The sequence below is a fragment of the Streptomyces sp. NPDC019224 genome, from assembly GCF_040632605.1.
Lineage (GTDB): Bacteria > Actinomycetota > Actinomycetes > Streptomycetales > Streptomycetaceae > Streptomyces.
The window spans coordinates 49,687-76,602 of record NZ_JBEYCF010000003.1; the positions used below are offsets into that span (position 1 = coordinate 49,687).

Consider the following 26,916-nt stretch of genomic DNA (forward strand, 5'->3'; position numbering starts at 1 on the left):
CGTCCATTCGCCGGACGGGGCTCTTTGCCGTCTCCGGGGCTCGATAGGGTGGACCCGATCCCCTATCGGCTGTGGACCCCAGGAGCGGACCATGAACGTTGTGACCCCGGACGGCGGCGACAGCGTGGCGGCCCCCACCTGGCCCGGCGTGCTGACCCCCCTGCTGCGCGGCGAGGACCTGAGCGCCGACGCCACCGCGTGGGCGATGGACCGCATCATGAGCGGCGAGGCGACCGACGTGCAGATCGCCGGATTCGCGGTGGCCCTGCGCGCCAAGGGCGAGACGGTCACGGAGGTCTCCGGTCTGGTCCGCGCGATGTACGAGCACGCCACGACCATCGAGGTGCCCGGCCGGACCGTCGACATCGTCGGCACCGGCGGCGACATGGCCAAGACCGTCAACATCTCCACCATGTCCGCGATCGTCGTGGCCGGTACCGGCGCCAAGGTCGTCAAGCACGGCAGCCGCGCCTCGTCGTCGGCCAGCGGCTCCTCCGACGTCCTCGGGAAGCTCGGCGTCAACCTGGAGCTGTCCCCGCAGCGCGTGGCGCAGGTGGCCGAGGAGGCGGGCATCACCTTCTGCTTCGCGGTGAAGTTCCACCCCGCCCTGCGCCACGCGGCCAAGGCCCGTGCGGAGCTGGGCGCGCCGACCACGTTCAACATCCTCGGGCCGCTCACCAACCCGGCCAAGGTGCGCTCCCAGGCGATCGGGGTGGCCGATCTGCGGATGGCCCCCATCGTCGCCGGTGTGCTCGCCGAGCGCGGCAACTCCGCCCTGGTCTTCCGCGGCGAGGACGGCCTGGACGAGCTGACCACCACGGCGACCTCGCGGGTCTGGGTGGCCCGGGACGGCGTGGTGCGCGAGGAGTCCTTCGACCCGCGCGACGTCGGCATCGACCTGGTCCCGGTGGAGGCGCTGCGCGGCGCCGACGCCTCGTACAACGCCGATGTGGCCCGCCGGCTGCTGGCCGGCGGGACCGGGCCGGTGCGGGACGCGGTCCTGCTCAACTCGGCGGCGGCGCTGGTCGCTCTGGACCCGGGCGAGGGCTCGCTGACGGAGCAGATCCGGGCCGGCATGGCGAAGGCCGCGGAGTCCATCGACTCGGGGGCGGCCGGGCGGGCGCTGGAGAGATGGGTCGTCGCCAGCAACGCGTGAGCGTCACGAGGTGAGGCAGGGCGCGGTCCAGATCATGGACTGCGCCTTGCGCGTTCCCGTACGTATGGCAAGATGCTGGTCAGGTCATGAGTGACAGCGACTACGGCCCCGGCCCGCTGTCCGGCAACCCTCCGTCCGTGGCGGGGTGCCCCGGGTGAAGACCAGGCCGCAGGCAGCGAGGTCTGCGGCAAGCGCGGACCCCTCGACGTCGTGCGACGTCCACCCGTGGGGTCCTTGGTCCTCAGGGAGCCTCTTGTGAGCAAGCGAATGCGTTAGGGCCTCGGGCCCTTCTCCGCACCCCTCTTGTCCTTCCCTCCGTGCTGCCGCGTCTCCGCAGGCAGACGGAATTCGCCTGCCTGTTACGGGAGTTCGCCATGTCCGTCTTCACCGCTGCCGCCGACCAGTCCCTCTGTACGCCTCTGCCGGTTCTGGGGGAGGACGTCCTCGTCCCGCTCGTCACCGGCGGCGAGGTCGGCTACGCCGCGCTGGACTACGCGGCGAGTGCCCCGGCGCTGAAGCGGGTGTGGGACGACGTGGCCGCGTACGCCCCGTACTACGGCAGCGTCCACCGCGGCGCCGGCTACCTCTCGCAGCTGTCGACGGACCTCTTCGAGTCCAGCCGCGCCACCGTGGCGGAATTTCTGGGCTGCCGCCCCGACGACCAGGTGGTCTTCACCCGGTCCACCACCGACTCGCTGAACCTGCTGGCCGCCGTGCTGCCCGCGGACTGCCAGGTCTTCGTCTTCGAGACCGAGCACCACGCCTCGCTGCTGCCCTGGCGCGACGCCCGGGTGACCTACCTGAACGCCCCGCGCACCCCCGCCCAGGCCGTCGCCACGCTGGAGCAGGCCCTCGCCGACCGTGAGCCCCACGGCCCCGCGCTGGTCTGCGTCACCGGCGCCTCCAACGTCACCGGCGAGCTGTGGCCGGTCAGGGAACTGGCCGCCGCCGCGCACGCCCACGGCGCCCGCATCGTCCTGGACGCCGCCCAGCTCGCCCCGCACCACCCCGTGGACATCACCGAGCTGGACGTGGACTGGGTCGCCTTCTCCGGGCACAAGCTGTACGCGCCGTTCGGCTCGGGCGTCCTGGCCGGCCGGGCCGACTGGCTGCGCGAGGCCGAGCCCTACCTGGCCGGCGGCGGTGCCTCCCGCAAGGTGGCCCGGCGCACGGACGGCGGCGTGGACGTCGAGTGGCACACCACCGCCGCCCGCCACGAGGCCGGTTCGCCCAACGTCATCGGCGCCTACTCCATCGCCTCCGCCTGCAAGGCGCTCACCGAGGCCGGCTTCGACCGGCTGGTCGCCCGCGAGCAGCACCTCGTCGGCGAGGTCCTGGCCGGCCTGGCCGAGGTCCCCGCGGTGAAGGTGCTCTCGCTGTTCGGCGACGACGCGCCGAGGGTCGGCGTCATCTCCTTCGTGGTGGAGGGCTGGAACAGCTCCCACTTCGCCGCGGCCCTCTCCGCCGAGTACGGCATCGGGGTGCGCGACGGCCTCTTCTGCGCCCACCCGCTCGTGCGCACCCTGCTCGGCAGCGACCCGGGCGAGGCGGGCGAGTGCGGTGCACCGGAGGCGGAGCCGGGCGAACGGTCTCTCAACGCGATCCGGGTCAGTTTCGGCGCCGGGACGCCGGACGAGCACATCGAGCGCTTCCTGCGGGCGGTCCGCGAGCTGGTGAGCTCCGGAGCGCGCTGGAAGTACCGCACCGAGGAAGGCCGTTGCGTGCCGGACCGGGGCATCGCCGCCCAGGTCTGAGGAGGGTGGCGTGCCTGCCGGGTGCGGGGGCCGTACCCGGCGGCAGGCGTACGCCCTACGCGTCCAGGCCGATGGAGAACGCGGCCTCCAGGTCGTGCTGCGAGTACGTGCGGAAGGCCACGTGGGTGTCGGTCGCCTCGACGCCCGGGATCTTGCTGATCCGGCCGGGGATGACCTCGGCGAGGTCGTCGTGCCTGGCCACCCGGACCATGGCGATCAGGTCGTAGGTGCCGGTGACCGAGAAGACCTCGCTGACGCTGTCCAGCGCGGCGATGGCCTCGGCGATCTCGGGAATCCGGTCCACGCTGGTCTTGATGAGCACGATCGCGGTGATCACGGCTGTGTTTCTCCCTCGGTGGCCGTGGTTGGAGACTTCACTCTAGGGCCTCGGGCACCGCGCCCGTAGCGCCCCCAGGCGTAGAGGAACCCGGCGGCGAAACCGACGACATGGGCGAGGTAGGCCACCCCCGGGCCGCTTCCGGCGCCCCGGGCGGCCAGCCACTGGAGCACGAACCAGAAGATCAGCACCACCCAGGCGGGGAAGCGCAGCGGCAAGAACAGCAGGAACGGGAAGAGGCTGGTGACCCGGGCCCGGGGGAAGAGGTAGAGGAAGGCCCCCAGCACCGCGGAGATCGCCCCCGAGGCGCCGACCAGCGTCTGGTCGGAGGCGGCGTGCGCGGCGGCGTAGCCGAGCAGCGCGAGATAACCGCAGCAGAGGTAGAACAGGGCGAACTCCGTGTGCCCCATCCGCTCCTCGGCCATCGTGCCGAACACGTACAGGAACAGCATGTTGCCCAGCAGGTGCAGCCAGCTGCCGTGGACGAAGAGCGCGGTGAGCGGGGTGAGCAGAGCGTGCGCCGAGCCGTCCCACAGCTCGCTCGGGATGACGCCCCACCGTTCGAAGTAGCCGGCCTGGGCGGCGAGCAGGGCGTCCGCCCCGCCGCGCACCGGGACGAAGCCGGAGAGCGGGCTGATCACGAAGACCGCACAGCACAGGGCGATGAGGGCGTGCGTCACCGGCGACCCGCCCGAAGTGGCCGCGCGCAGGAGCCTGCCGGCCGCAGTCCGCCGATCGATCATGAACAGAGCATGACGCAAACGGAGCGAACGGGACAGACCGCCTCGCCGTGCCGGGGTGGAGCGCCGAGGCCGTAGGGTGACAGGAGGACATCCGCAGTTCGACGGCGCACCGCGAGACCCTTGTCCGGCAGCTCACGGCTCGACGAAAGAGGACGCACCGATGACGACGGTTCCCCAGCCGACCGACACGACCCGCTGGCGCTGCACGCTCTGCGGAAACCTCACGCGGTTCGACGTGACGCGCTCCTCCAAGGTCGTCGAGTACATCCACCTCGACCTGGCCGGTGAGTCGAGCGTCGAGGAACGCGAGGTGGTCAGTGAGACCATCGAGTCGGTCCGCTGTCGTTGGTGCAACGCGGTGGACCAGATCGAACTTGTCGACAGGCCGGGCGCCGACTCCTGACGGGGCCGTGCGGAGACAACACATGGGGTGACGGATGGTGGAGCAGCCCGAGGGCGGCGCCGCGTCGGCCGACGGGGCCGACGACGCCGTGGAGGCGCTCGACCGCCCGCTGCCCGAAGGGGTACGGCGCCGGGTCGTCGCGCTGGTCTCCGACGCGTTCGGCGGTCTCACGGTCACCGAACTGCCCGCCCAGCTGAGGCAGTACGCCCGCTTCACGGCGCCCCGGCGGGCCAAGTTCGCCGGGAACGCCATGGCGGCCGCCGTGGCGAACGACGCGCAGTTCCGCCGGCGCATCGGCGAGCGGCTCCGGGAGGCGCAGCCGGAGCTGGCGGCCGCGCTGGAGTCCGGGGCGCCGCCCGCCGCGGCCGATCCGGTGGACGTGGCGGCGGCGGCGTACGTGCTGCGGCCGGACGGCTGGGTGAAGCTGGTCGCCGCGGCCGGCGAGGAGGTCCAGCGGGCCGACGCCGAGCGGGCCGACGAGGAGAGCCGGCGCGAGCTGGAACGCCTGCGCGAGGAACTCGCCCAGGCCCGGGCCCAGACGAAGAGCGAGACCGAACGGCTCCGCGCCGAGCTGGACGCCGCCCGCAAGGAGACCGACTCCCTCCAGCGCAAGCTGCGCAGCGCGGTCAACGAGGTCAGGCGCGGGGAGGCGGCGCTGCGCCGGGGCCGGGCCGAGACCGAGGCCGTACGCGCCGAGGCGGCCGCCCAGGTGTCCGCGGCCGAGAGCGAGACCCGGCGGCTGCGGGCGAGGCTGGGGGAGGCCGAGGCGTCCGTCGAGGCGAGCCGCAGGGCCGCCCGGGAGGGGCGCTCGGTCGAGGACATGCGGCTGCGGCTGCTGCTGGACACGGTGCTGGAAGCGGCCGGGGGACTGCGGCGCGAACTGGCGCTGCCGCCCTCGTCGATGCGGCCGGCGGACGGGGTGGACGCGGTGGAGCCGGGCAGGATGTCTCCCAAGGACATCGCGGCCAGGGCCCTTTCGGAGACCGACCCGGCGCTCCTGGACCAACTCCTGGCGCTGCCGCAGGCCCACCTGATCGTGGACGGCTACAACGTCACCAAGACCGGTTATCCGCAGATGCCGTTGGAGAAGCAGCGGCTGCGGCTGCTCGGCGGTCTCTCGTCGCTGGCGGCGCGCACGGGCGCCGAGATGACGTGCGTGTTCGACGGGGCCGAACTGGCCGCGCCGGTGCTGCTGGCGCCGCCGCGCGGGGTGCGGGTGCTGTTCAGCAAGCCGGGGGTCACCGCCGACGAGCTGATCCGTCAACTGGCGCGCGCGGAACCGCCGGGGCGGCCCGTGGTGGTGGTGTCCACCGACCGCGAGGTGGCCGACGGGGTCGCGAAGGCGGGGGCCAGGCCCGTTGCGTCCGCCTTGCTCCTGAAGCGCCTTTCGCGGGTTTAGTGCCCCTTGTGGCGACTTCGCCCGAGATAACGGAACGGTCCGTCAAGTCGCTGCTACACGCCGTGCGGTGTGGGTAAAGAAGTGCGCCGTGTGACGAGATTTTTCCTGTGAGGATTTGAACTGATCACAAGATGGTCACTAAGGTCGGGCCTCGAACCTTCGCGCGGTCGATCACCCATCCGGGGTGGCGGCGAAGGAACCGCCGAGTCCGTGACGTGCACGGAGCCGGGGATTCATCTCCCCCCACTGGCCCGGTAGGCGGCTCGAGGAAGAAGGAGCTCGCCTTCGTGGCGTCCCACCGTCGTCCCAAGCAGCCGAGCCGCACTCGCGTGACCGTGCTCACCGCGACCGCCGCAGCAGCCGTGGCCCTGTCCTCCCAGGCCGCCCACGCCGACCCCAAGCCGACCAAGAACGAGGTCAAGGCGAAGGTCGACAAGCTCTACCACGAGGCCGGAGCGGCCACCGAGCAGTACAACGGGGCCAAGGAGAAGCAGGAGAAGCTCGAGAAGCAGATCGGCGCGATCCAGGACAAGGTGGCCCGCGGTCAGGAGGAGCTCAACCAGCTCCGCTCCGGCCTCGGTTCCCTCGCCGCCGCGCAGTACCGCTCCGGAGGCATCGACCCCTCCGTGCAGCTCTTCCTCTCCTCCGACCCGGACGGCTTCCTCGACCAGGCGTCCGCCCTCGACCAGCTGACGGCCAAGCAGGCCGAGGCCCTGTCGAAGGTCCAGGAGAAGCAGCGGGCCCTCGCGCAGCAGCGCAAGGAGGCCCAGGACAAGCTGAGCGATCTCGCCTCCGTCCGCAAGACGCTCGGCGAGAAGAAGAAGAAGCAGCAGGCCAAGCTCGCCGAGGCGCGTCAGCTCCTCAACACCCTCACCGAGGCCGAGCGCGAGAAGATGCGCCAGGACGATGCCCGCGCCAGCCGTGCGGCCAGCACCCGGGTCGAGCTCGGCAACGAGGCCCCCGCCACCGGTCTCGGCGCCAAGGCCCTCAGCGCCGCCGCCACCCGCATCGGCAAGCCGTACGTCCCCGCGGCCACCGGCCCCAACTCCTTCGACTGCTCGGGCCTGACCATGTGGGCCTACGCCCAGGCCGGCGTCAACATCACCCGCACCACGTACACCCAGGTCAACGAGGGGCACCGGATCGGCGTCAGCCAGCTGGCCCCCGGCGACCTGGTCTTCTTCAACGGCAACGAGCACGTGGGCCTCTACGCGGGCGGCGGCCAGGTCCTGCACGCCCCGTACCCCGGCGCCTACGTGCGCTACGAGTCGATGAGCACCATCGGCAGCATCTACGCCGCCGTGCGGATCTGAACCGCGCCCGAACGGGCGAATTCCCGCGCCCCGTACTGACGCCCGCCCCGCCGGAGACCACAGGTCACCGGCGGGGCGTCACTGTGTGTGGCCCCCGCCGCCCCGGCGCGTCTTTGTCCGCTCCGTGATCACGCGGCTACTGTCTGCCTGCTGTGCGGCTCCCGTACGTCGGTCCGCCCGTCCGGGCGGCAGGGGCCGTGCGCGTCTGCGTACAGCGGAAGGGAGTGCGGCGTCCTGTGGGATCCCATCGCCGTTCCACACAGCCCGGAGCCGGTCGAGGTGCCCGGGTCACCGTCCTGACGGCGGCCGCGGCGACCGCGGCCGCGACGCTCGGCGCGGCCACCGCGAACGCCGAGCCGCACGACACCCCGCAGTCCGCCGGGGCCCGCGTCGACCGTCTCTACGCCGAGGCCGAGCGGGCCACCGAGCAGTACAACAGGGCCGGCGAGGACGTGGACCGGCTGCGCGGCGAGGTGAGCCGGGCCCAGGACCGCGCCGCCCGGGGCCAGGAGCGCGTCAACCGCATGCGCGAGGAGGTGGGCTCCGCGGCCCGGGCCCAGTACCGCGCGGGCGGCATCGACCCCTCGCTCGCCCTGCTGCTCACCTCCGACCCGGACAGCTACCTCGACCGGGCCGCGGTCGTCGGCCTGGCCGACGCCCACCGGTCCACCACCCTCGCCGAACTGCGCAGGGCCCAACGGGCGCTCGCCCAGACCCGTGCCGAGGCCGCCCGTTCGCTGGCCGGCCTGGAGCGCGGCCGGGAGGCCGTCAGCCGCCACAAGCGGACCGTCGAGGGGAAGCTGGCGCGGGCCAGGCAGCTGCTGAAGTCGCTCCCCGGCTCCGAGCGGGCCGCCCTGGCCCGCGCCTCGCGCGACGGCCGCGACCCGGGCACCGGCGCCCTGGCCGGGCTGCCCGCCGGTTCCTCCCGCGCGGCGGCCGCCGTCCTGGCCGCCCGGCGTGCGCTCGGCCTGCCGTACGTGTGGGGCGCGAACGGGCCCTCCGGGTTCGACTGCTCGGGGCTGATGCAGTGGGCCTGGGCCCAGGCCGGGGTGAGCCTGCCGCGCACCTCGCAGGCCCAGCGGTACGCGGGCCGCATGGTGCCGCTCTCCGAGGCCCGCCCCGGCGACCTCGTCGCCTACCGCGCCGACGCCGGCCACATCGCGATGTACGTGGGAAACGGCCAGGTCATCCATGCCCCGTACCCCGGCGCCCCGGTCCGCTACGACCCCGTGGGCATGATGCCCGTCTCCTCGGTCACCCGCGTCTGACCGTACGCTCGTCATGTGGTCGAACAGGTGCGCACGCGTGAGGGGCGGCGGCGGGCGGCGGGTGCCGTGCTCGCCGCGCTGCTGTGCGCCGCGGGCTGCTCGGCCCCGGCCGACGGGGCGCCCGACACCACCGCCCGCGAGATCCGCGCCACCCTGGACCGGCGCGCCGCCGCCGTGCTGCACCACGACGCGGCCGCCTACGCCGCCGTCGTCGACCCGGACGCCACGGCCCTGCGCAGCGCCCAGCGCCGGGAGCTCGCCCGGCTGGCGGACGTGCCGCTCGGCTCCTGGACGTACCGGCTGACCGGCCTCTCCGCGCACGGGGGCGACCGCGCGACCGCCGACGTCCGCCTCGGCTACCGGATCGATGGCTACGACAGCGCCCCCGTCTCCGTCGACCGGATCGTCGACCTGGCCCGTGACCCCGCGGACGGCCGCTGGTACATCACCGCGGACCGGCCGGCCGACGGCAGCACCCGCCAGCTGTGGGAGCAGGGCGACGTGGAGGCGGTGCGCGGGGCGCACAGCCTGGTCCTGGGCGTGGGCCGCTCGCGCGACGAGCTGGACGCGATCGCCGGCACCGCCGACGAGGCGGTGTCCGCGGTCTCGGCCGCCTGGCCGGAGCGGTGGGCCGGGCGCGTGGTGGTGCTGGTGCCGGACAGCGTCAGGGAGATGGGCCGGCTCCTCGGGTCGCCCGCCTCGAACTACCGGGGCATAGCGGCCGTCACCACCGGTGAGACCGGCGGCTCCGGGAAGTCCCCCGCCGACCGGGTGATCGTCAATCCGGAGGCGTACGCCCTGCTCGGCGACTTCGGGCGGCGGGTCGTCCTCACCCACGAGACCACCCACGTGGCCACCCGCACCCGCACCTCGTCGGCCACCCCGACATGGCTCTCCGAGGGCTTCGCGGACTGGGCGGCCTACCGGGACCAGGAGCGCACCGCCGGCGAGATCGCCCCCGAAATGGCCGAGGCGGTCCGGTCCGGCGACGGGCCCTCCGCACTGCCCGAGGACGAGGACTTCGCCTTCGCCGGGGAGGCGGGCCGGCTGGCGAAGGCGTACGAGGGCGGCTGGCTGGCCTGCGAGCTGATCGTGGACCACTGGGGCGAGGAGAAGCTGTTCGCCTTCTACCGGGCCGTCGGCGGCCACCAGGGGCGGGACGGGGCGGTCGAGGACGCCCTGCACGAGGTGCTCGGTACGACCCCGCAGGACTTCACGGCGCGCTGGCGGGTGTATCTGCGGAACCGGCTCGGCTGAGCGCGGGTCCGGCCGGCTCCTCCCGGCCGGCGGACTCCGCCGCCGGGGTCCGTACCGTGTCCCGCCACAGCCGCACGGCCGCCAGCACACAGGCGGCGACCAGCAGCCCGTTGCGCAGGAACATCAGCGTCAGGCCGTGCGCGTCGCTCGTCACCACGTGGACGAAGCCGATCGGGAACTCCAGCTGGGTCACGCCCGTGGCCACCAGCACCAGGACGGCCGGCCACCCCATCCGGCTCTCCCGCAGCACCAGGCACACCGCGGCGAGCCCGACCAGCCACAGCATGTACTGGGGGCTGATCACCCGGCTCGTCGTGGTGAACAGCAGCACCGCCGTGAACGCCGCGTCCGCCGTCGTACTCACCCCGAAGGTCCGCGCCCGCAGCCGCCACAGCAGCAGCCAGCCGAACGCGACGACGCTCAGCCCCAGCGCCAGCGTGCTCACCAGACCCACGTGCGGGCCCAGGAACTCCAGCGAGCCGTAGTGCAGCTCCACCCGGCCCTCCCAGCCGAACTGCCGCCACACATGGAAGACCAGCGCCCCCAGCGACTCGACCTCGGTGCCCCGGTCCCGCTGGAAGCCCAGGAACGCCAGCGCCCCCGGCGCCGCCGCCACGCACACCAGGAGCAGCCCGGCCGCCACCGCGGCCGCCGTCGTCCACGCCAGCCGGGTGCGGCGCCCCCGGGCCGTCCCGGCCAGCAGCAGCACCGGCCACACCTTCAGCAGCGCCCCGAACGCGGCCAGCGCCCCCAGCACCCGGGGGTGCCGCATCCCCGCCAGCAGAGCCGCCACGGCCACGGCCGTCACCATCACGTCGTACCGGGCGTACGCGGTCGTGCCGAGCAGCGGCACGCCCGCCACCCACACCCACACCCCGGCCGTCCGCCGGCCCGGACCGCGGCTCGCGCGCAGCAGCAGGCCCATGACCAGCGCGTCGCAGAGGAACGCCAGGACGAAGAAGGACGTGGCGTAGTCCAGGAACGGCAGCAGGGCGGGGGAGAGGATCGCGAGGGCCGCCGCCGGCGGGTACTGCCAGGTGACGTCGGCCTCCGGGTAGGTGCCGGAGCGCAGCACGTCGTACCAGCCGTGGTAGATCACCGACACGTCGCTCGTCACGTCGAGTCCCGGCGGGACGAGCAGCTTGGTCACCCAGAGCAGCAGCACCGCCCTGGTGAGCGCCCACACCGCGAAGGCCGCCGGACGTGTGCCGCTGGAACCCGTCATGGCCTGCCCTCATCCGTCGTGTGCGCCGTACGAAACAGCCATGATGCCCGTACGCCCTGTGCGCGGGCCATCAGGCACGGCCGCCCGCGCCCGGTACTGTCGGCGGCGATGGACAAGACCTTGATCGTGACCAACGACTTCCCGCCCCGGCCGGGAGGCATCCAGGCGTTCCTGCACAACATGGCGCTGCGGCTCGACCCCGACCGGGTCGTCGTCTACGCCTCCACCTGGAAGCGCGGGGCCGAGGGCGCGGCCGCCACCGCCGCCTTCGACGCCGAGCAGCCCTTCACCGTCGTCCGCGACCGTACGACGATGCTGCTGCCGACCCCGCGCGTGACCCGGCGCGCCACCCAGCTGCTGCGCACCCACGGCTGCTCGTCCGTCTGGTTCGGCGCCGCCGCCCCGCTCGGGCTCATGGGCCCGGCGCTGCGCGAGGCGGGCGCCCGGCGGCTCGTCGCCACCACGCACGGCCACGAGGCGGGCTGGGCCCAGCTGCCCGCGTCCCGGCAGCTGCTGCGGCGGATCGGCGAGGGCACGGACACGCTGACCTACCTCGGCGAGTACACGCGCTCCCGGATCGCCGCCGCGCTCACCCCGGCGGCCGCCCGCCGCATGGTCCAGCTGCCCCCCGGGGTCGACGAGAAGACGTTCCACCCGGGCTCCGGCGGCGAGGAGGTCCGGGCCCGGCTCGGCCTCACCGAGCGGCCGGTCGTGGTCTGCGTGTCCCGGCTGGTGCCCCGCAAGGGCCAGGACACCCTGATCCTCGCGATGCCCGCGATCCTGGCCGAGCAGCCGGACGCGGTCCTGCTGATCGTGGGCGGCGGGCCCTACGAGGACGACCTGCGCAAGCTCGCCGCGCGCACCGGGGTGGCGGACTCCGTGCGGTTCACCGGGCCGGTGCCCTGGTCGGAGCTGCCCGCGCACTACGGGGCCGGTGACGTCTTCGCGATGCCGTGCAGGACCCGGCGCGGCGGCCTCGACGTGGAGGGCCTGGGCATCGTCTACCTGGAGGCGTCCGCGACCGGACTGCCCGTGGTGGCCGGCGACTCGGGCGGCGCCCCGGACGCGGTGCTCGACGGCGAGACCGGCTGGGTGGTGCGCGGCGGTGAGCCCGGGGAGACGGCGGAGCGGATCACCGCGCTGCTCGGCGACGCGGAGCTGCGGCGGCGCATGGGGGAGCGGGGCCGGGCCTGGGTCGAGGAGAGGTGGCGCTGGGACCTGCTGGCGGAGCGGCTGAGGGAACTGCTCTGAATACGTGGGCGGGGAGGGGCCCGCACCGCCGGTGCGGGCCCCTCCCCGTCCACGTACGGCTCACGCGGTCACGAGCGGTAGATCGACTCCACCTCGTCCGCGAAGTCCTTCGCCACCACGTTCCGCTTCAGCTTCAGCGACGGCGTGATGTGGCCCGCCTCCTCGGTGAACTGGCTGCCCAGGATGCGGAACTTGCGTACGGACTCGGCCTTGGAGACCGCGGCGTTGCCGTCGTCCACCGCGCGCTGCACCTCGGCCAGCAGCTGCGGGTCGTCGCGCAGCGACAGGGCGGTCGAACCGGCCGGCTTGCCGTGCTCCTCGGCCCAGCGGCCCAGGAACTCCTCGTCCAGTGTCACCAGGGCGCCCACGAACGGGCGTCCGTCGCCGACCACCATGCACTCCGCGACCAGCGCGTGTCCGCGGATGCGGTCCTCGATGACGGCGGGGGCGACGTTCTTGCCGCCGGCCGTGACGATGATCTCCTTCTTGCGGCCGGTGATCGCGAGGTAGCCGTCCTCGTCGAGGGTGCCGATGTCCCCGGTGTGGAACCAGCCGTCCGCCAGCGCCTCGGCCGTCGCCGCCTCGTTGTTCCAGTAGCCGGAGAACAGGTGCTCGCCGTGGAGCAGCACCTCGCCGTCGTCCGCGATGCGCACCACGGAGCCGGGCAGCGGCTGGCCGACCGTGCCGATCTTCTGCCGGTCCCAGGGGTTGAAGGCGGTCGCCGCGCAGGACTCGGTCAGGCCGTAGCCCTCCAGGACGGTGAAGCCGATGCCCCGGTAGAAGTGGCCCAGCCGCTCGCCGAGCGGGGCGCCGCCGGAGATCGCGTGCTCACCGCGTCCGCCGAGCACCGCGCGCAGCTTGCCGTAGACGAGGCGGTCGAAGACCTTGTGCCGGAACCTCAGGCCCAGCGACGGGCCCTGCGGGGTGCCCAGCGCGCGGCTGTAGGCGATCGCCGTGTTCGCGGCCCGGTCGAAGATCTTTCCCTTGCCGTCGGCCTGCGCCTTGGCGCGCGCCGCGTTGTAGACCTTCTCGAAGACGCGCGGCACCCCGAGGATCAGCGTCGGCCGGAACGCGGCCAGCTCGTCGGTGAGGTTCTTGATGTCCGGGACGCAGCCGAGCTTGATCGGCGCCATCACCGAGGCGACCTCGACCAGGCGCCCGAAGACGTGGGCGGCGGGCAGGAAGAGCAGGACGGAGCACTCGCCGGTGCGGAAGAGGGGCTTGAGCCGCTCCACCACGTTGCCGCACTCCGCGAAGAAGCTGCGGTGCGTCAGCACACAGCCCTTCGGGCGGCCCGTGGTGCCCGAGGTGTAGACGATGGTGGCCGGGTCGTCCGCCCTCGTCGCCGCGCTGCGCAGGTCCACGGTCTCGTCGGAGACCTCGGCGCCTTTGGCCCGGAGCGCGTCGACGGCGCCCTTCTCGATCTGCCACACGTGGCGCAGCGCGGGGAGCCGGTCGCGCACGGAGGCGACGCCACCGGCGTGGGTGTCGCTCTCCACCAGGACGGCGACGGCGCCCGAGTCACCGAGGATCCACTGCACCTGCTCGGGCGAGCTGGTCTCGTAGACCGGCACGGTGACCGCGCCCGCGCTCCAGATCGCGAAGTCCAGCAGCACCCACTCGTAGCGGGTGCGGGACATCAGGGCCACCCGGTCGCCCGGCTCGATGCCCGCCGCGATCAGACCCTTGGCGGCCGACCGGACCTCGGCCAGGAACTGGACAGCGGTGACGTCCGTCCAGACACCGGCCACTTTGCGGCTCATGACCGCGACATCGGGATGCTGAGCGGCATTGCGGCGGATGAGATCCGTCAGGTTGCCGTCCGAGGGAACCTCGTACAGGGCCGGAAGGCTGAACTCGCGCAAAACTGCTGCTCCTCATCGGGCTCCGGTGCCACGACTCCGTGTGACGCACCGGCGCGGTCCAAGATGGCGGGTGCTCAGTGGGGTGAGCACGACTGGACTGCCCGGACGTTACCCACCAGTACTCGGTTCCGGATAGGGGGTCCCGGCCAGATGTCTTATGCGTCACACATATCGGGCGTCCTTTCGCGCACAGTAGTCCACCCTCGCGCACACTCGGAAGTAACCGCAGGTCCGGGGCCTCTACCCAGGTGGGGGCCCTCGTTCTAGGGTGATCTTCATGCGAGCAGGAGCGAACAGCCGGGGGCCGGCCGCCGGGCGGCGCACCCGCGTCCACGTGGTCAGCGACGTACACGGCAACTCCGAGGCGCTGGCCCGCGCCGGGGACGGCGCCGACGCCCTGATCTGCCTCGGTGACCTGGTCCTCTTCCTCGACTACGCCGACCACTCGCGCGGTATCTTCCCCGACCTCTTCGGCGTCGAGAACGCCCACCGGCTCGTCGCCCTGCGCACCGCCCGCCGCTTCGACGAGGCCCGCGACCTCGCCCGGGCGCTGTGGGCGGGCATGGACCGCGACGCCGCGATCACCGGCGCGGTCCGCAGGCAGTACGCCGAGATGTTCGCCGCGCTGCCCACCCCGACGTACGCCACCTACGGCAACGTCGACATCCCGGCCCTGTGGCCCGAATACGCCGGTCCCGGCACCGCGGTCCTGGACGGGGAGCGCGTCGAGATCGGCGGCCTGGTCTTCGGCTTCGCCGGCGGCGGCCTGCGCACGCCGATGCGCACCCCGTACGAGATCGACGACGAGGAGTACGCCGCCAAGATCGAGGCGATCGGCGAGGTCGACGTGCTCTGCACCCACATCCCGCCCGAGGTCCCGGAGCTGGTCTACGACACCGTGGCGCGCCGCTTCGAGCGCGGCAGCCGGGCCCTGCTCGACGCCATCCGCCGCACCCGCCCGCGCTACTCCCTGTTCGGCCACGTCCACCAGCCGCTGGCCCGGCGGATGCGGATCGGCGCCACCGAGTGCGTGAACGTCGGCCACTTCGCCTCCACCGGCCGGCCCTGGGCACTGGAGTGGTGAGCGCCCGCCCCGGCATCGCGCACCGGACCCTGGGACGGGCCGCCGGGCGCACGCGATAGCCTTCTGGCGGCAGGCCACTGCCGACGGACCGGTACACCGCACTGGAGGGCCACAGCGATGGCTGAACACACCAGCTCGAGCATCACGATCGAGGCGGCGCCGGCCGACGTCATGGGTGTGATCGCCGACTTCGAGCGCTATCCGGAGTGGACGGGCGAGGTCAAGGAGGCCGAGGTCCTCGGCACCGACGAGCGCGGCCGCGCCGAGAAGGTCCGGCTCGTCCTGGACGCCGGCGCGATCAAGGACGACCACACCCTCGCCTACACCTGGATCGGCGACTACGAGGTCAGCTGGACCCTGGTCAAGTCGCAGATGCTCCGCGCCATCGACGGCTCCTACGCGCTCGCGCCCCTCGGCGACGGCGACCGCACCGAGGTCACCTACCGGCTGACCGTCGACGTCAAGATCCCGATGCTCGGCATGATCAAGCGCAAGGCGGAGAAGGTCATCATCGACCGCGCCCTCGCCGGCCTGAAGAAGCGCGTCGAATCCGTCCCGAAGGCCTGAGCGCGTGCGTACGGTCCTGGTCACCGGACCCGGCGGAGCAGGCCGTACCACCCTCGCGGCGGCCACCGCGCTCGCCGCGGCCCGGGACGGCGCCCGCACCCTGCTGATCTCCGCCGACCCGATACCCGGCTTCCCCGACGCCACCGCACCCACCCCGGTCGCCGACGGCCTGTGGTCCGTCCGGATCGACTCCGGTGCCCACTTCCGCAGCGAACTCCTCGCCCTCCAGGAGAAGTTGTCGTCCGTCCTCGATCTGCTCGGCGGCAACCCGCTGGACGGCGAGGAGCTGACCGAACTCCCCGGCAGCGCCGACCTCGCCCTGCTGCACGCCCTGCGCCGCGCCGCCCACGGCGACTGGTCCCGCGACGGCCACGACCTCCTCGTCGTCGATCTGCCGCCCCTGCGCGACGCCCTCGCCCTGCTCGCCCTGCCCGAACAGCTGCGCCGCTACCTGCGCCGGCTGCTGCCCCGGGAACGCCAGGCCGCCCGCGCCCTGCGCCCGATGCTCGCCCAGCTGGCCGGCGTCCCCATGCCCGCCCAGTGGCTGTACGAGGCCGCCGCCCGGCGCGACGCCGAGCTGGCCCAGGTCCAGGCGCTGATCGAGGACCGGGCCACCACGCTCCGGCTGGTCGCCGAGCCCGGCCCGGCCGCCGACGACGCCCTGCGCACCGCCCGCACCGGACTCGCCCTGCACGGCCTGCGCACCGAGGCGCCGGTGGCCAACCGGGTCCTGCCCGGCCACTCCCCGGACCCGTTCTTCGCCGCGCTCGCCGCCCAGCAGGAGAAGGTCATCGGCCACTGGGAGGACGAGGGGCCCGCCCCGGTGCGGATCACGCACCTCGGCCGCGACCCGCAGGGCCCCGCCGACCTCCTCGCCCTCGCCGGCGAGGACGGGGCGCTGGCCGTGCCCGGCATCGGCGAGGAGGGCGGACGGGCCGCGGACCCCTGGTGGATCGAGGAGGCCGGCGGCCCGGACGACGACGGGATACTCGTCTGGTGCCTGCGGCTGCCCGGCGCCGTCAAGAAGGACCTCCAGCTCGTCCGGCGCGGCGGCGAACTCCTCCTGACCGTCGGCCCGTTCCACCGCATCGTGCCCCTGGAGCCCGCGCTGCGCCGCTGCACCGTCTCCGGCGCTGCGCTCACCGACGGCGTGCTGCGGGTCCGCTTCACGCCCGACGCCGCGCTCTGGCCCCGGACGAGCTGAACGGCGTGCCCCCGTTCGGGTAACGTCGAAGGTACGTGTCCGGTATGCCGGGCCGCCGGCCACGATGTCGCAGGAGTCCGCCATGAGCGAAGCCACCGACCGTCCCGTCGACGACGACGCGTGGGCCGAGGCGTGCGCCGAGGACCTCGCCGCCGAGCAGGCCCGCCGCCGCGCCGCGTACGGCCCGCCGCCCGGCTCCGCGGCCGAGGAGCTGCGCAAACTGATGGACGCGGTGGCCGACAGGCTCGGCTCGTTCCAGGCGCCGCTCCTCGGGCTCGCCGCGCAGGGCGCCGTGCAGCAGGTCATCCAGCAGGCCAAGGCGGCCGTCGAGCCCGTGATCGAGCGCAACCCAGATGTTTTCGAGCACATCGCGGCCGCCGGCGGCGAACTGCTCGCCGCCTACCGCTCCGCGGTCCAGGGCCAGGAAGGCCGCTGGACCCGTGGGGCGGGCGACCCCGACGGCACGGAAAGGAAGGCGGAAGACCCCGCCGCCCCCCGCGACGAGGGGTCCGGCGCCGGCGAACACATCGACCTGGACTGACCGGCGCCGACAGGACGGGGCCCCGCCTCGGGTACGGTTGCCTCAGCGGGGCTCGACCGGAACTGAGGGATTCATGGGACTCACCATCGGCGTCGATATCGGCGGCACGAAGATCGCAGCTGGAGTGGTCGACGAAGAGGGCCACATCCTCTCGACCTTCAAGGTGTCGACCCCGCCGACGGCCGAAGGCATCGTGGACGCGATCGCGGCGGCGGTGTCCGGCGCCAGCGAGGGGCACGCGGTCGAGGCGGTCGGCATCGGCGCGGCCGGATACGTCGACGACAAGCGCGCCACGGTGCTCTTCGCACCCAACATCAACTGGCGCCACGAGCCGCTCAAGGACAAGGTCGAACAGCGCGTCGGCCTCCCCGTCGTCGTCGAGAACGACGCCAACGCGGCGGCCTGGGGCGAATACCGTTTCGGGGCCGGCCAGGGCCACGACGACGTCATCTGCATCACGCTGGGCACCGGCCTCGGCGGCGGCATCATCATCGGCAACAAGCTGCGCCGCGGACGCTTCGGCGTGGCCGCCGAGTTCGGCCACATCCGGGTCGTCCCGGACGGTCTGCTCTGCGGCTGCGGCAGCCAGGGCTGCTGGGAGCAGTACGCCTCCGGCCGCGCCCTCGTGCGGTACGCGAAGCAGCGCGCCAACGCCACCCCGGAGAACGCCGCGATCCTGCTGGCGCTCGGCGACGGCACCGTCGACGGCATCGAGGGCAAGCACATCAGCGAGGCCGCCCGCCAGGGCTGCCCGGTGGCCGTCGACTCGTTCCGTGAGCTGGCCCGCTGGGCCGGCGCCGGACTCGCCGACCTGGCCTCGCTGTTCGACCCCTCGGCCTTCATCGTCGGCGGCGGCGTCTCGGACGAGGGCGAACTCGTCCTCGACCCGATCCGCAAGTCGTTCCGCCGCTGGCTGATCGGCGGCGAGTGGCGCCCGCACGCCCAGGTGCTCGCCGCCCAACTCGGCGGCAAGGCAGGACTCGTGGGCGCGGCGGACCTGGCCCGCCAGGGCTGATCCGGCCCGCACACCGAAACACCGGACGCCCGTCGCGCCCCCTCGGAGGGCGGCGGGCGTCCGCCGTATCGTGAGGGCATGGCCACGATGTCGCTGCCCGATTCCCGCACCGAGCAGGACGGCTCGGCCGTCATCAGGGTGCTCAGCTACAACGTCCGGTCGATGCGCGACGACTGCGCGGCCCTCGCCCGGGTCATCCGCGCCTGCGCCCCCGACCTGGTCCTCGTCCAGGAGGCGCCGCGCTTCTTCCGCTGGCGCAAGTACGCCGCCCGGCTCGCCGCCGCCACCGACCTGGTGATCCTCGGCGGGGGCGCCACCGCCGCCGGGCCGCTGCTGCTGTGCTCGCTGCGCGCCACGGTGGAGCGCACGGAGGACATCCTGCTGCCGCGCACCCCCGGGCTGCACCGCCGGGGCTTCGCCACCGCCGTCGTCCGGTTCGCGGGCGCCCGCCTCGGGGTGCTCAGCTGTCATCTGAGCCTCCAGCGCCAGGAGCGCCTGGCCCAGGCGGAGCGGCTGGTGGAGGCCGTGGACGCGCTGGGCGTGGAGCACGCCGTGGTCGCCGGCGACCTCAACGACGTACCGAGCGGGCGGTCCTTCCGGCGGCTGGCCGGACGCTACCAGGACTGCTGGGAGGTGAAGCCGCAGGGCGGCGAGTACACCTTCCCCGCGCACGATCCGCGCCGGCGGATCGACGCCGTCTTCGCGACCGACGCCATCGAGGTCCTCGGCTGCGGGGTCCCCAGCGGGCTGCCCGGGGTGCCGGCGGCCGACCTGCGGGCCGCGACCGACCACCTGCCGGTGCTGGCCGCGCTCCGGGTGCCCGCCGCACCGGCCGGCTGAACCGGCCGGCTCAGACCACCGCGCCCCGGCCGGGGTCGTCGTCGCCCTCGTCGCCGGGGTTCATCCGCGCCACCAGCGTCACGAAACCGCCCAGGAAGCCGCCGACGCAGACCGTCGTCAGCCACCAGGTCATCTCCCACGACAGCAGCACCGCGAGCAGCATCAGCACCGGCCCGCCGACCACCGCGAGCCAGGCGAACTTCGCCGTGACGTCCGCCTCCGGCAGCGGCGGCGGCTCCGGCGGCACGAAGTGCCCCTCGTCGTCGTCGTCCCCGCCGGCGGCGTCCGGGTCGGCCGGCTCGTAGTCGCGCGGGCCGACGCCGGGCGCGAACACCACGGAGCCGCCCAGCGGCCGGTCCTGGTCCGGGTCCGGCTCCGGCTTGGGCGGCCGCTTCCCGAGGCCCTTGTCCGGGGCCGGGGCGGTCAGCGGGCCGTCGTCCGGCAGCACGAGGTCCTCGACCGACCGGAAGGGCCTCGCACCCGGCGGGTCCGGCGGCTCCTCCCCGTACCCCGCGACGATGGCCCGCCAGGCGGCCTCCTCGTCGAGCGGTCCCTCCCCCTCACCGGGCGCCGGGGCCGCCGGTGCCTCGGGTGCCTCGGGTGCCGGAGCACCGCCCTCGTCGGCGACGGCCGCCCCCTCCACGGGGAGCGGCTCGCGCTCCTCCTCGCTGCCCGCGCGTTCCGCGTCGTGCTCAGCCACCGGACGTGCTCCCCTTCTCGCCCTTTTCCTTCTCGCTCGGAGCGAGGCGGCCGATGAACGCATGGCTCTCGTCGAAGATCCGCTTCGCATCATGGTCCAACGTCGCCACGTGGTAGCTCTGTTCCAGCAGGACCTCCCGGACATCCGTCGAGGAGACGCGGCTCAGGACGCGCGCCGAGTCGGCGGGCGGCACGACATGGTCCTGCGGGCTGTGCAGCAGCAGGAGCGGCTGGGTGACCTGGGGCAGGTCGCCGTCGACCAGCCGGAAGAACGTCCGCACCGAGTGCGCCGCGTGCAGCGGCACCCGGTCGTACCCCACCTCGGCCACGCCCTCCAGCGCGATGTCGCTGACCAGGCCCTTCGTCGTCGGCACCAGATGGCGGACCACCGGCAGCGCGGGCGCCGCGAGGCCGTGCACCTTGGTGGCCGGATTGACGAGCACCAGACCGCTGACCGCCTCCCCGTGCTTCGCGGCCAGCCGCAGCGCCAGCGCGCCGCCCATGGAGAGCCCGAAGACGAAGACCCGCGCGCAGCGCTCCAGCAGACCGCGCAGCTCCCGGTCCACCTCGGCGTACCAGTCCTGCCAGCCGGTCACCTGCATGTCCTGCCAGCGGGTGCCGTGCCCGGGAAGCAGCGGCAGCGAGACCGTGAGACCGCGCTCGGCCAGATACTCGGCCCAGGGGCGCAGCGACTGCGGGGAACCGGTGAATCCGTGACAGAGGAGGACGCCGACCTCTCCGCCCTCGTGGCGGAACGGCTCGGCTCCGGGAAGGACCGGCACCGGGGTCTCCTGTTCGTGAGGCTCACGGGGGAGCGTAAGGGGGAGTGCGGAAGGACGTACGGGAGTGCGCGAGGATTACTTCACCGTACGCGACCGGGCCGACACCGACCAGGGCCGTCACCGGCCGAGGCGGCGGACACCCGCCCGCCCGGGGAAGGAGGGCGCGGCGACACCTCGGGTTAAGGTCTGTCGGACAGCACACAGGAGGCACCCGAGTTGATCTACGGCGCAATGAAGTTCGCCATCGGCGGGTCTCTGAAGCTCGCCTTCCGGCCGTGGGTGGAGGGCCTGGAGAACATCCCCGCGCGTGGGCCCGCGATCCTCGCCAGCAACCATCTGTCGTTCTCCGACTCCTTCTTCCTGCCCGCCGTCCTGGACCGCAAGGTGACCTTCATCGCGAAGGCCGAGTACTTCACCGCGCCCGGCGTCAAGGGCAAGCTCACCGCCGCGTTCTTCAAGGGCGTCGGCCAGCTCCCCGTCGACCGCTCCGGCGCGCGCGGCGCCGGCGAGGCGGCGATCCGGGCGGGCATCCAGGTCATCGAGAGCGGCGGCCTCTTCGGCATCTACCCCGAGGGCACCCGGTCGCCCGACGGCCGGCTCTACCGGGGCAAGCCGGGCGGACTCGCCCGGGTCGCGCTCGCCACCGGGGCACCGGTCGTCCCCGTCGCGATGATCGACACGGAGAAGATCCAGCCGCCCGGCCAGGTCGTGCCCAAGCTGATGCGTCCCGGCATCCGGATCGGCAAGCCGCTCGACTTCAGCCGCTACCACGGCATGGAGGGCGACCGTTTCATCCTGCGCTCGGTCACCGACGAGGTGATGTACGAGATCATGAAGCTCTCGGGCCAGGAGTACGTGGACATCTACGCGACCGCCGCCAAGCGGCAGATCGCGGACGAGAACAAGCGGCGGGCCGAGGCCGCGAAGAAGACGCAGCCGGGCACGGAAGCGGACCACGACGGCGCCTGACCGGGCGCGGCGGTCCGCCGGGGGCGGGGGAGAACAGCATGGTCAAACGCGTACGCGTGGTACGGATGTCGGTGGAGCAGCCGCTGTGGCGCGCCCTGACGGCGTACCGCGTGCTGACGATGCTCTACGCGGTCCTGATCGCCGTCTTCGCCCGGCACGACTACGAGCGGCCCTGGATAGCGATCGCGTTTCTGTCGCTGATGGCCCTCTGGACGCTCGCCACCCTGCCGAAGGTGGGCAGCGCCGCCACCTGCACCAAGCGCTTCCTGGGCGCCGACCTGGCCATCGCCCTCATCGGGATCGTCGTCACCCCGCTCGCCGACCTCCAGGCGCAGCACGTCGACGGGCCGACCCTGCCGTCCATCTGGACCGCCGGCTCCGTCCTGGCCTTCGCGATCAAGGGCGGCTGGCGCTGGGCCGGCTTCGCCTCCAGCCTCGTCGCCGTCGCCAACCTCATCGAGCGCGGCGAACCCAGCCGCGACACCCTGCACAACGTGATGCTGGTCTGGGTCGCCTCCATCGCCATCGGGTACGTCGTCGAGGTCGCCCGCGCCAGTGAGCGCACCCTCGCCCGCGCCCTGGAGATCGAGGCCGCCACCCGCGAACGGGAACGCCTGGCCCGGGACATCCACGACAGCGTGCTCCAGGTCCTCGCGATGGTGCAGCGGCGCGGCGCCGCGATCGGCGGCGAGGCCGCGGAGCTGGGCCGGATGGCCGGGGAGCAGGAGGTCGCCCTGCGCACCCTGGTCTCCAGCGGCCTCGTGCCCCCCACCCGGGTCTCCGAGGACGCCTCCGAGGGCGCCGTCGTGCGGACCGTCGAGGCGGACGAGGACGAGCCGGACGCCGGGGACGGCGGCGAGACCGATCTGCGGACGCTGCTCACCCCCCGTGCCGGGGCGCGGATCAGCTTCGCGGAGCCGGGCGCGCCGGTACTGCTGCCGTCCGCGGCGGCCGCGGAACTGGCGGCGGCGGTCGGTGCCGCCCTGGACAATGTGCGGGTGCACGCGGGAGCGGACGCCCGGGCGTGGATCCTGCTGGAGGACTGGCCGGACGAGGTGATCGTGACGGTCCGGGACGACGGACCCGGCATCCCCGAGGGGCGGCTCGCGCAGGCCGAGGGGGAGGGGCGGCTCGGGGTCGCCCTGTCGATCCGCGGCCGGCTGCGCGACCTGGGCGGTACGGCAGAACTGATCTCGGTGCCCGGCCAGGGCACCGAGGTCGAACTGAAGGTTCCTAAGGTTTCACGGGGGAAGGCGGGTTCGGTCCGATGAGCGCGACACACGAAGAGGGCACCGGGCAGCGGGCGATCAGGGTGATGGTGGTCGACGACCACCCGATGTGGCGCGACGCCGTGGCCCGCGACCTCACCGAGGCCGGCTTCGACGTGGTGGCCACCGCCGGGGACGGGCCCCAGGCCGTCCGCCGCGCCGGCGCCGTCACTCCGGACGTCCTGGTCCTCGACCTCAACCTGCCCGGCATGCCCGGGGTGCGGGTCTGCAAGGAACTCGTCGGCACCCAGCCCGGGCTGCGGGTGCTGGTGCTCTCCGCCAGCGGTGAGCACGCCGACGTCCTGGAGGCGGTCAAGTCCGGCGCCACCGGCTACCTGATGAAGTCGGCGAGCACCCAGGAGCTGACCGACGCCGTCCGCCGCACCGCCGCCGGCGACGCGGTCTTCACCCCCGGCCTCGCCGGTCTGGTGCTCGGCGAGTACCGCAGGCTGGCCTCCGAGCCCGCACCGGCCGCCTCCGGCGAGCCGAAGGCGCCGGAGCTGACCGACCGGGAGACCGAGGTGCTGCGGCTGGTGGCCAAGGGGCTCTCGTACAAGCAGATCGCCGAACGGCTCGTCATCTCGCACCGCACCGTGCAGAACCACGTCCAGAACACCCTGGGCAAGCTCCAGCTGCACAACCGGGTGGAGCTGGTGCGGTACGCCCTAGAGCGCGGGCTCGACGACGCATAGGGTCTGTCGTTCGGATCATGCCGGGCTCGCGGGATCCGGCCTGATCCGAACGACAGGCTCTGAGCGGCGCGGCGGGGCACGCGGCCGTATATTCGCGATGACCGGCCGCGCGCGGCACGCAGACAGGGGAGACGTCGTGGAGATCCTGGCCTTCGGAGTGCAGTCCGACGAGAAGCCGCTGATCGAGAGGGCCTTCGCCGGGAAGCACGAAGTCCGTTGCCTGGACGTCTTCCTGAACCGCGACACCGCGCCCATCGCGGCGGGCTACGAGATCGTCTCCACGAGCGTCAACGCCGACCTGGGCGGCGCTGTCCTGCAGACGCTCGCGGCCGGCGGCACCCAGCTGATCGCGCAGCGCTCCACCGGCTTCAACAACATCGACCTGGACGTCGCCGAGCGCCTGGCGCTGCGCGTCTCCCGGGTCTCGTACTACTCGCCGTACTCGGTCGCGGAGTTCGCCTGGACCCTCGCCATGGCGGTCAACCGCCGGGTGATCCGGGCGGCCGGCCGCACCCGCGACTTCGACTTCCGGCTCGACGGACTCCTCGGCCGCGACATGCACGGCCGCACGGTGGGCGTCATCGGCACCGGCAAGATCGGCGAGGCGTTCACCCGGATCGCCCACGGCTTCGGCATGAAGCTCCTCGGCTGGGACGTCGCCGAGAACCCGGCCTGCGTCGAGCTGGGCATGCGCTACGTCGACAAGGAGCGACTCCTCGCCGAGTCCGACCTGGTCAGCCTGCACGTGCCGCTGCTGCCCCCGACCCACCACCTCATCGACAAGGACGCCCTCGCCCTGATGAAGGACGACGCGATCCTGGTCAACTCCAGCCGGGGCGGCCTCGTCGACACCTCGGCGCTGGTCGGTGAGCTGCGCGCGGGCCGGTTCCTGGGCGTCGGACTCGACGTGTACGAGGCGGAGGCCGGGCTGTTCTTCCTGGACAAGTCCCTGGAGGGCGTCGACGACGACACCCTGGCCCGGCTCGTCACCTTCCCGAACGTCATCGTCACCTCGCACCAGGCGTACTACACCGAGGACGCGGTCGGCCAGATCATCGACGCCACCGTCCGGAACGTCGACGACTACCTGGCCGGCCGCCACAGCGACAACGTCCTGGTCCCCGCCCGTCCCGGGCCCTGACACCGCCAGGACCCGGGCCGCGCCTCAGCCGCGCACCGGGAGCCCCGCCAGCAGCTCGGACACGATCGCCGCACCGCGCAGCGTCAGCACCGACTCCGGGTGGAACTGCACCGAGGCGAAACCGGCCCCGCGCAGCGCGTGCAGCTCCCCGGACACCGCGTCCCGGCTCGCCTCGATGCCGTGCGCCGCGAGCTCCGCCGCCCCGGAGTCGTCGCAGCGCGCGGTGAAGCTGTTGTAGAAGCCGACCGTCTCGGGCCGCCCGAACAGGTCGATACGGGTCTGCGCGCCCTGGTACGGCACCGTCTTGCGGACGATCTCCAGGCCCAGCTCCGCCGCGATCAGCTCGTGGCCCAGGCACACCCCGAGCAGCCCGTGCCGGTGCTCGCGCACCAGCTCGGCGGCCATCGCGCGCAGCAGCCGCATCTTCGGGTCGGCCGCGTCCCCCGGATTCCCCGGCCCCGGCCCCAGCACCACGGGCCCCTCGTGCGCCCGCACCGCCTCGCGCAGCCCCGGCTCGTCGTAACGGCGCACGGTGACGTCGAACCCCGAGGCGCGCAGCAGGTGCCCGAGCATCGCGGTGAACGTGTCCTCGCCGTCCACCACCAGGGTGTGGCCCCGGCGGTCGGCGGCGCGCTCCTGCATCCGCAGCCAGAACGGGGCGAGCCCGTCCCGCCGGGCGTCCAGGGCCGCCCGCACCCGGGGATCGGCAACCAGCAGGGGCCGCTCCCGCTCCGCCTCGGGGCGGGCCGGGCGCACGCCGAGGGCGGCCAGCACCCCGGCCGCCTTGGCGTGGGTCTCGGCGACCTCGCTCTCCGGGTCGGAGTGGCGCACCAGCGTCGCCCCGACCGGTACCCGCAGCGTGCCGTCCGCGTCGATGTCGGCGGTCCGGATCAGGATCGGCGAGTCCAGGGTCTGCGTGCCGTCCGGCTCCCGGCGCAGCAGGGCCAGCGCCCCCGCGTAGTAGCCGCGCCCGCCGGTCTCGTACCGCTCGATGACCCGGCAGGCGTTCTGCACGGGGGAGCCGGTGACCGTCGCCGCGAACATGGTCTCCTTCAGCACCTCCCGCACGTCCAGCGACGAGCGTCCGCGCAACTCGTACTCGGTGTGCGCGAGATGGGCCATCTCCTTCAGGCGCGGGCCGATCACCACCCCGCCCATGTCGCCGACCGTGCACATCATCTTCAGCTCCTCGTCGACCACCATGGAGAGCTCCTCGGTCTCCTTGCGGTCGCCGAGGAAGGCCAGCAGGCTCTCGGGGGTGGGCCCCTCGGCGGGATAGCGGTAGGTGCCGCTGATCGGGTTCATCACGACCGTCCCGCCGGACATCCGCACGTGCACCTCGGGGCTGGCGCCGACGAGCACCCTGTCGCCGGTGTGCACCACGAACGTCCAGTACGCTCCCCGCTCCCCGGCCAGCAGCCGCCGGAACAGGGCCAGCGCGTCCGCCCGGCCGAACCCCGGGATCTCGCCGCGGAACGTCCGCCGGATGACGAAGTTGGCCCCCTCGCCCCGGCCGATCTCGTCCTCGATCACCCGTCGCACGGTGCCGGCGTACTCCTCGTCGGTGACGTCGAACTCCCCGTCCTCCACGCGGACTTCATGGCGTGGAAGCAGATCCATCGCCTCGCCGAGGGGCATCGTGTACGACTCGTCGGCGACCAGGACCGACAGCGGCGTCCCGTCGTCGCGTACGTCGAAGCCGCGCTCCGCGATCTGCCGGAACGGCACCAGTGCGAGCGACGGCTGCTCGCCGACGGGGATGTCGGCGAGACGGTCGGCCTCGCGCACCCGGCCGATCAGCACCTCGACGGTGTCGTGGTCGTGGCCGGGGGTGCGGCGGCGCAGCAGGGCGAACGGCGGGCAGTCGTCGCGCAGGAGTCGGTCGATGCTCATGGGGTTCGGTTCCTTCCAGGTGGATCAGCTGGGAGGAACGACCCGTGGACACGGAAAAGGCCGCCCCTCGGGCGGCCTCTGCGTCAGTGTGTACGCGCGATCAGTGGGCCGCCGGATGAGCGGTCCACCACCAGTTACGGGTCGAGTGCGCGAACATGCCCCGTACCCTAACCCACGCCGGACGGCGGCGGGGCCCTTTCCCACCCGGCCGGGTGGGAAAGGGCCCCGCACGCATCAGGACGCCTGTCGG

General features: G+C 73.3%; 26 protein-coding genes and 1 riboswitch. Of the genes, 18 read left to right on the forward strand and 8 right to left on the reverse strand.

Features of this window, described 5'->3' with window-relative positions:
• Nucleotides 1–91 precede the first annotated feature (91 nt).
• Nucleotides 92–1,156, forward strand: a complete 1,065-nt coding sequence (gene trpD / locus ABZ564_RS02885) for an anthranilate phosphoribosyltransferase (RefSeq protein WP_360848431.1) — start codon at nt 92–94, stop codon at nt 1,154–1,156.
• A gap of 82 nt (nt 1,157–1,238) precedes the next feature.
• Nucleotides 1,239–1,356: riboswitch (SAM riboswitch) on the forward strand.
• Nucleotides 1,357–1,530: 174 nt separating this feature from the next.
• Complete coding sequence (locus tag ABZ564_RS02890; RefSeq protein WP_360848434.1) at nt 1,531–2,910, forward strand: aminotransferase class V-fold PLP-dependent enzyme; 1,380 nt, start codon at nt 1,531–1,533, stop codon at nt 2,908–2,910.
• A gap of 55 nt (nt 2,911–2,965) precedes the next feature.
• Here the strand turns inward: ABZ564_RS02890 and ABZ564_RS02895 are convergent, their stop codons facing one another.
• Nucleotides 2,966–3,247: an Lrp/AsnC ligand binding domain-containing protein gene (locus ABZ564_RS02895; RefSeq protein WP_360848437.1), complete on the reverse strand. Its 282-nt coding sequence runs from the start codon at nt 3,245–3,247 to the stop codon at nt 2,966–2,968.
• Entirely contained in the window at nt 3,244–3,990 is a 747-nt protein-coding gene (locus tag ABZ564_RS02900; protein ID WP_360848438.1) for a rhomboid family intramembrane serine protease, read from the reverse strand. Before ABZ564_RS02900 ends, ABZ564_RS02895 begins: the two co-directional genes overlap by 4 nt.
• A 160-nt stretch (nt 3,991–4,150) precedes the next feature.
• Between ABZ564_RS02900 and ABZ564_RS02905 the strand changes: the two genes are divergently transcribed.
• The 5 genes from ABZ564_RS02905 to ABZ564_RS02925 all read left to right on the forward strand — a co-directional run bounded on the left by ABZ564_RS02905 (nt 4,151) and on the right by ABZ564_RS02925 (nt 9,630).
• A complete protein-coding gene (locus tag ABZ564_RS02905; RefSeq protein ID WP_111332536.1) occupies nt 4,151–4,393 on the forward strand; it encodes a hypothetical protein in 243 nt (80 codons plus the stop codon).
• A 37-nt stretch (nt 4,394–4,430) separates the two neighbouring features.
• Nucleotides 4,431–5,792, forward strand: a complete 1,362-nt coding sequence (locus tag ABZ564_RS02910) for an NYN domain-containing protein (protein WP_360848877.1) — start codon at nt 4,431–4,433, stop codon at nt 5,790–5,792.
• 287 nt (nt 5,793–6,079) lie between these two features.
• Nucleotides 6,080–7,105, forward strand: coding sequence for an NlpC/P60 family protein (locus ABZ564_RS02915; RefSeq protein WP_360848441.1), 1,026 nt, complete (start codon nt 6,080–6,082; stop codon nt 7,103–7,105).
• Between the two features lie 236 nt (nt 7,106–7,341).
• Entirely contained in the window at nt 7,342–8,373 is a 1,032-nt protein-coding gene (locus ABZ564_RS02920) for an NlpC/P60 family protein (RefSeq protein ID WP_360848444.1), read from the forward strand.
• Between the two features lie 15 nt (nt 8,374–8,388).
• On the forward strand, nt 8,389–9,630 hold the full coding sequence (locus ABZ564_RS02925) for a hypothetical protein (protein ID WP_360848445.1): 1,242 nt from the start codon (nt 8,389–8,391) through the stop codon (nt 9,628–9,630).
• Here ABZ564_RS02925 and ABZ564_RS02930 read toward each other — a convergent pair.
• Complete coding sequence (locus ABZ564_RS02930) at nt 9,587–10,855, reverse strand: glycosyltransferase family 87 protein (protein WP_360848447.1); 1,269 nt, start codon at nt 10,853–10,855, stop codon at nt 9,587–9,589. The two genes, ABZ564_RS02925 and ABZ564_RS02930, sit on opposite strands and share 44 nt — an antisense overlap.
• A 108-nt stretch (nt 10,856–10,963) precedes the next feature.
• Between ABZ564_RS02930 and ABZ564_RS02935 the strand changes: the two genes are divergently transcribed.
• Complete coding sequence (locus ABZ564_RS02935) at nt 10,964–12,106, forward strand: glycosyltransferase family 4 protein (protein ID WP_360848450.1); 1,143 nt, start codon at nt 10,964–10,966, stop codon at nt 12,104–12,106.
• A 68-nt stretch (nt 12,107–12,174) separates the two neighbouring features.
• Here the strand turns inward: ABZ564_RS02935 and ABZ564_RS02940 are convergent, their stop codons facing one another.
• The gene (locus ABZ564_RS02940) at nt 12,175–13,971 is read right to left on the reverse strand and encodes an AMP-binding protein (RefSeq protein WP_360848453.1); all 1,797 of its coding nucleotides are present in this window, start codon (nt 13,969–13,971) and stop codon (nt 12,175–12,177) included.
• Nucleotides 13,972–14,248: 277 nt separating this feature from the next.
• On the opposite strand from ABZ564_RS02940, the gene ABZ564_RS02945 reads away from it, so the two are divergent.
• The 6 genes from ABZ564_RS02945 (at nt 14,249) to ABZ564_RS02970 (ending at nt 19,222) form a co-directional block, all read left to right on the forward strand.
• Nucleotides 14,249–15,055, forward strand: coding sequence for a metallophosphoesterase (locus tag ABZ564_RS02945; protein WP_360848456.1), 807 nt, complete (start codon nt 14,249–14,251; stop codon nt 15,053–15,055).
• Between the two features lie 117 nt (nt 15,056–15,172).
• A complete protein-coding gene (locus tag ABZ564_RS02950; protein WP_093709185.1) occupies nt 15,173–15,622 on the forward strand; it encodes an SRPBCC family protein in 450 nt (149 codons plus the stop codon).
• Between the two features lie 4 nt (nt 15,623–15,626).
• Nucleotides 15,627–16,826, forward strand: a complete 1,200-nt coding sequence (locus ABZ564_RS02955) for an ArsA-related P-loop ATPase (RefSeq protein WP_360848459.1) — start codon at nt 15,627–15,629, stop codon at nt 16,824–16,826.
• Nucleotides 16,827–16,908: 82 nt separating this feature from the next.
• Complete coding sequence (locus ABZ564_RS02960) at nt 16,909–17,367, forward strand: DUF5304 domain-containing protein (RefSeq protein WP_360848462.1); 459 nt, start codon at nt 16,909–16,911, stop codon at nt 17,365–17,367.
• Between the two features lie 73 nt (nt 17,368–17,440).
• Nucleotides 17,441–18,382: an ROK family glucokinase gene (locus ABZ564_RS02965; RefSeq protein ID WP_360848465.1), complete on the forward strand. Its 942-nt coding sequence runs from the start codon at nt 17,441–17,443 to the stop codon at nt 18,380–18,382.
• A 78-nt stretch (nt 18,383–18,460) separates the two neighbouring features.
• Nucleotides 18,461–19,222: an endonuclease/exonuclease/phosphatase family protein gene (locus ABZ564_RS02970; RefSeq protein ID WP_360848468.1), complete on the forward strand. Its 762-nt coding sequence runs from the start codon at nt 18,461–18,463 to the stop codon at nt 19,220–19,222.
• A 10-nt stretch (nt 19,223–19,232) separates the two neighbouring features.
• Here ABZ564_RS02970 and ABZ564_RS02975 read toward each other — a convergent pair whose 3' ends face one another.
• A complete protein-coding gene (locus tag ABZ564_RS02975) occupies nt 19,233–19,922 on the reverse strand; it encodes a hypothetical protein (RefSeq protein ID WP_360848471.1) in 690 nt (229 codons plus the stop codon).
• Complete coding sequence (locus ABZ564_RS02980; protein ID WP_360848474.1) at nt 19,915–20,703, reverse strand: alpha/beta fold hydrolase; 789 nt, start codon at nt 20,701–20,703, stop codon at nt 19,915–19,917. Before ABZ564_RS02980 ends, ABZ564_RS02975 begins: the two co-directional genes overlap by 8 nt.
• A 216-nt stretch (nt 20,704–20,919) precedes the next feature.
• Between ABZ564_RS02980 and ABZ564_RS02985 the strand changes: the two genes are divergently transcribed.
• The 4 genes from ABZ564_RS02985 to ABZ564_RS03000 all read left to right on the forward strand — a co-directional run bounded on the left by ABZ564_RS02985 (nt 20,920) and on the right by ABZ564_RS03000 (nt 24,773).
• Nucleotides 20,920–21,672 carry a lysophospholipid acyltransferase family protein gene (locus ABZ564_RS02985; RefSeq protein WP_360848477.1) on the forward strand — a complete coding sequence of 251 codons (753 nt, stop codon included), beginning with the start codon at nt 20,920–20,922 and terminating at the stop codon, nt 21,670–21,672.
• Between the two features lie 38 nt (nt 21,673–21,710).
• Complete coding sequence (locus tag ABZ564_RS02990) at nt 21,711–22,943, forward strand: DUF5931 domain-containing protein (RefSeq protein ID WP_360848479.1); 1,233 nt, start codon at nt 21,711–21,713, stop codon at nt 22,941–22,943.
• Nucleotides 22,940–23,632, forward strand: coding sequence for a response regulator transcription factor (locus ABZ564_RS02995; protein WP_360848482.1), 693 nt, complete (start codon nt 22,940–22,942; stop codon nt 23,630–23,632). The genes ABZ564_RS02990 and ABZ564_RS02995 overlap by 4 nt, the downstream gene beginning before the upstream one ends.
• 136 nt (nt 23,633–23,768) lie before the next feature.
• The gene (locus ABZ564_RS03000) at nt 23,769–24,773 is read left to right on the forward strand and encodes a 2-hydroxyacid dehydrogenase (RefSeq protein ID WP_360848485.1); all 1,005 of its coding nucleotides are present in this window, start codon (nt 23,769–23,771) and stop codon (nt 24,771–24,773) included.
• A 24-nt stretch (nt 24,774–24,797) separates the two neighbouring features.
• On the opposite strand, the gene ABZ564_RS03005 is transcribed toward ABZ564_RS03000, so the two are convergent.
• Both ABZ564_RS03005 and ABZ564_RS03010 read right to left on the reverse strand, forming a co-directional pair.
• Nucleotides 24,798–26,666: an anthranilate synthase family protein gene (locus ABZ564_RS03005; protein ID WP_360848488.1), complete on the reverse strand. Its 1,869-nt coding sequence runs from the start codon at nt 26,664–26,666 to the stop codon at nt 24,798–24,800.
• Between the two features lie 100 nt (nt 26,667–26,766).
• Nucleotides 26,767–26,901 carry a trp operon leader peptide gene (locus ABZ564_RS03010; RefSeq protein WP_360848491.1) on the reverse strand — a complete coding sequence of 45 codons (135 nt, stop codon included), beginning with the start codon at nt 26,899–26,901 and terminating at the stop codon, nt 26,767–26,769.
• Nucleotides 26,902–26,916: the final 15 nt, after the last annotated feature.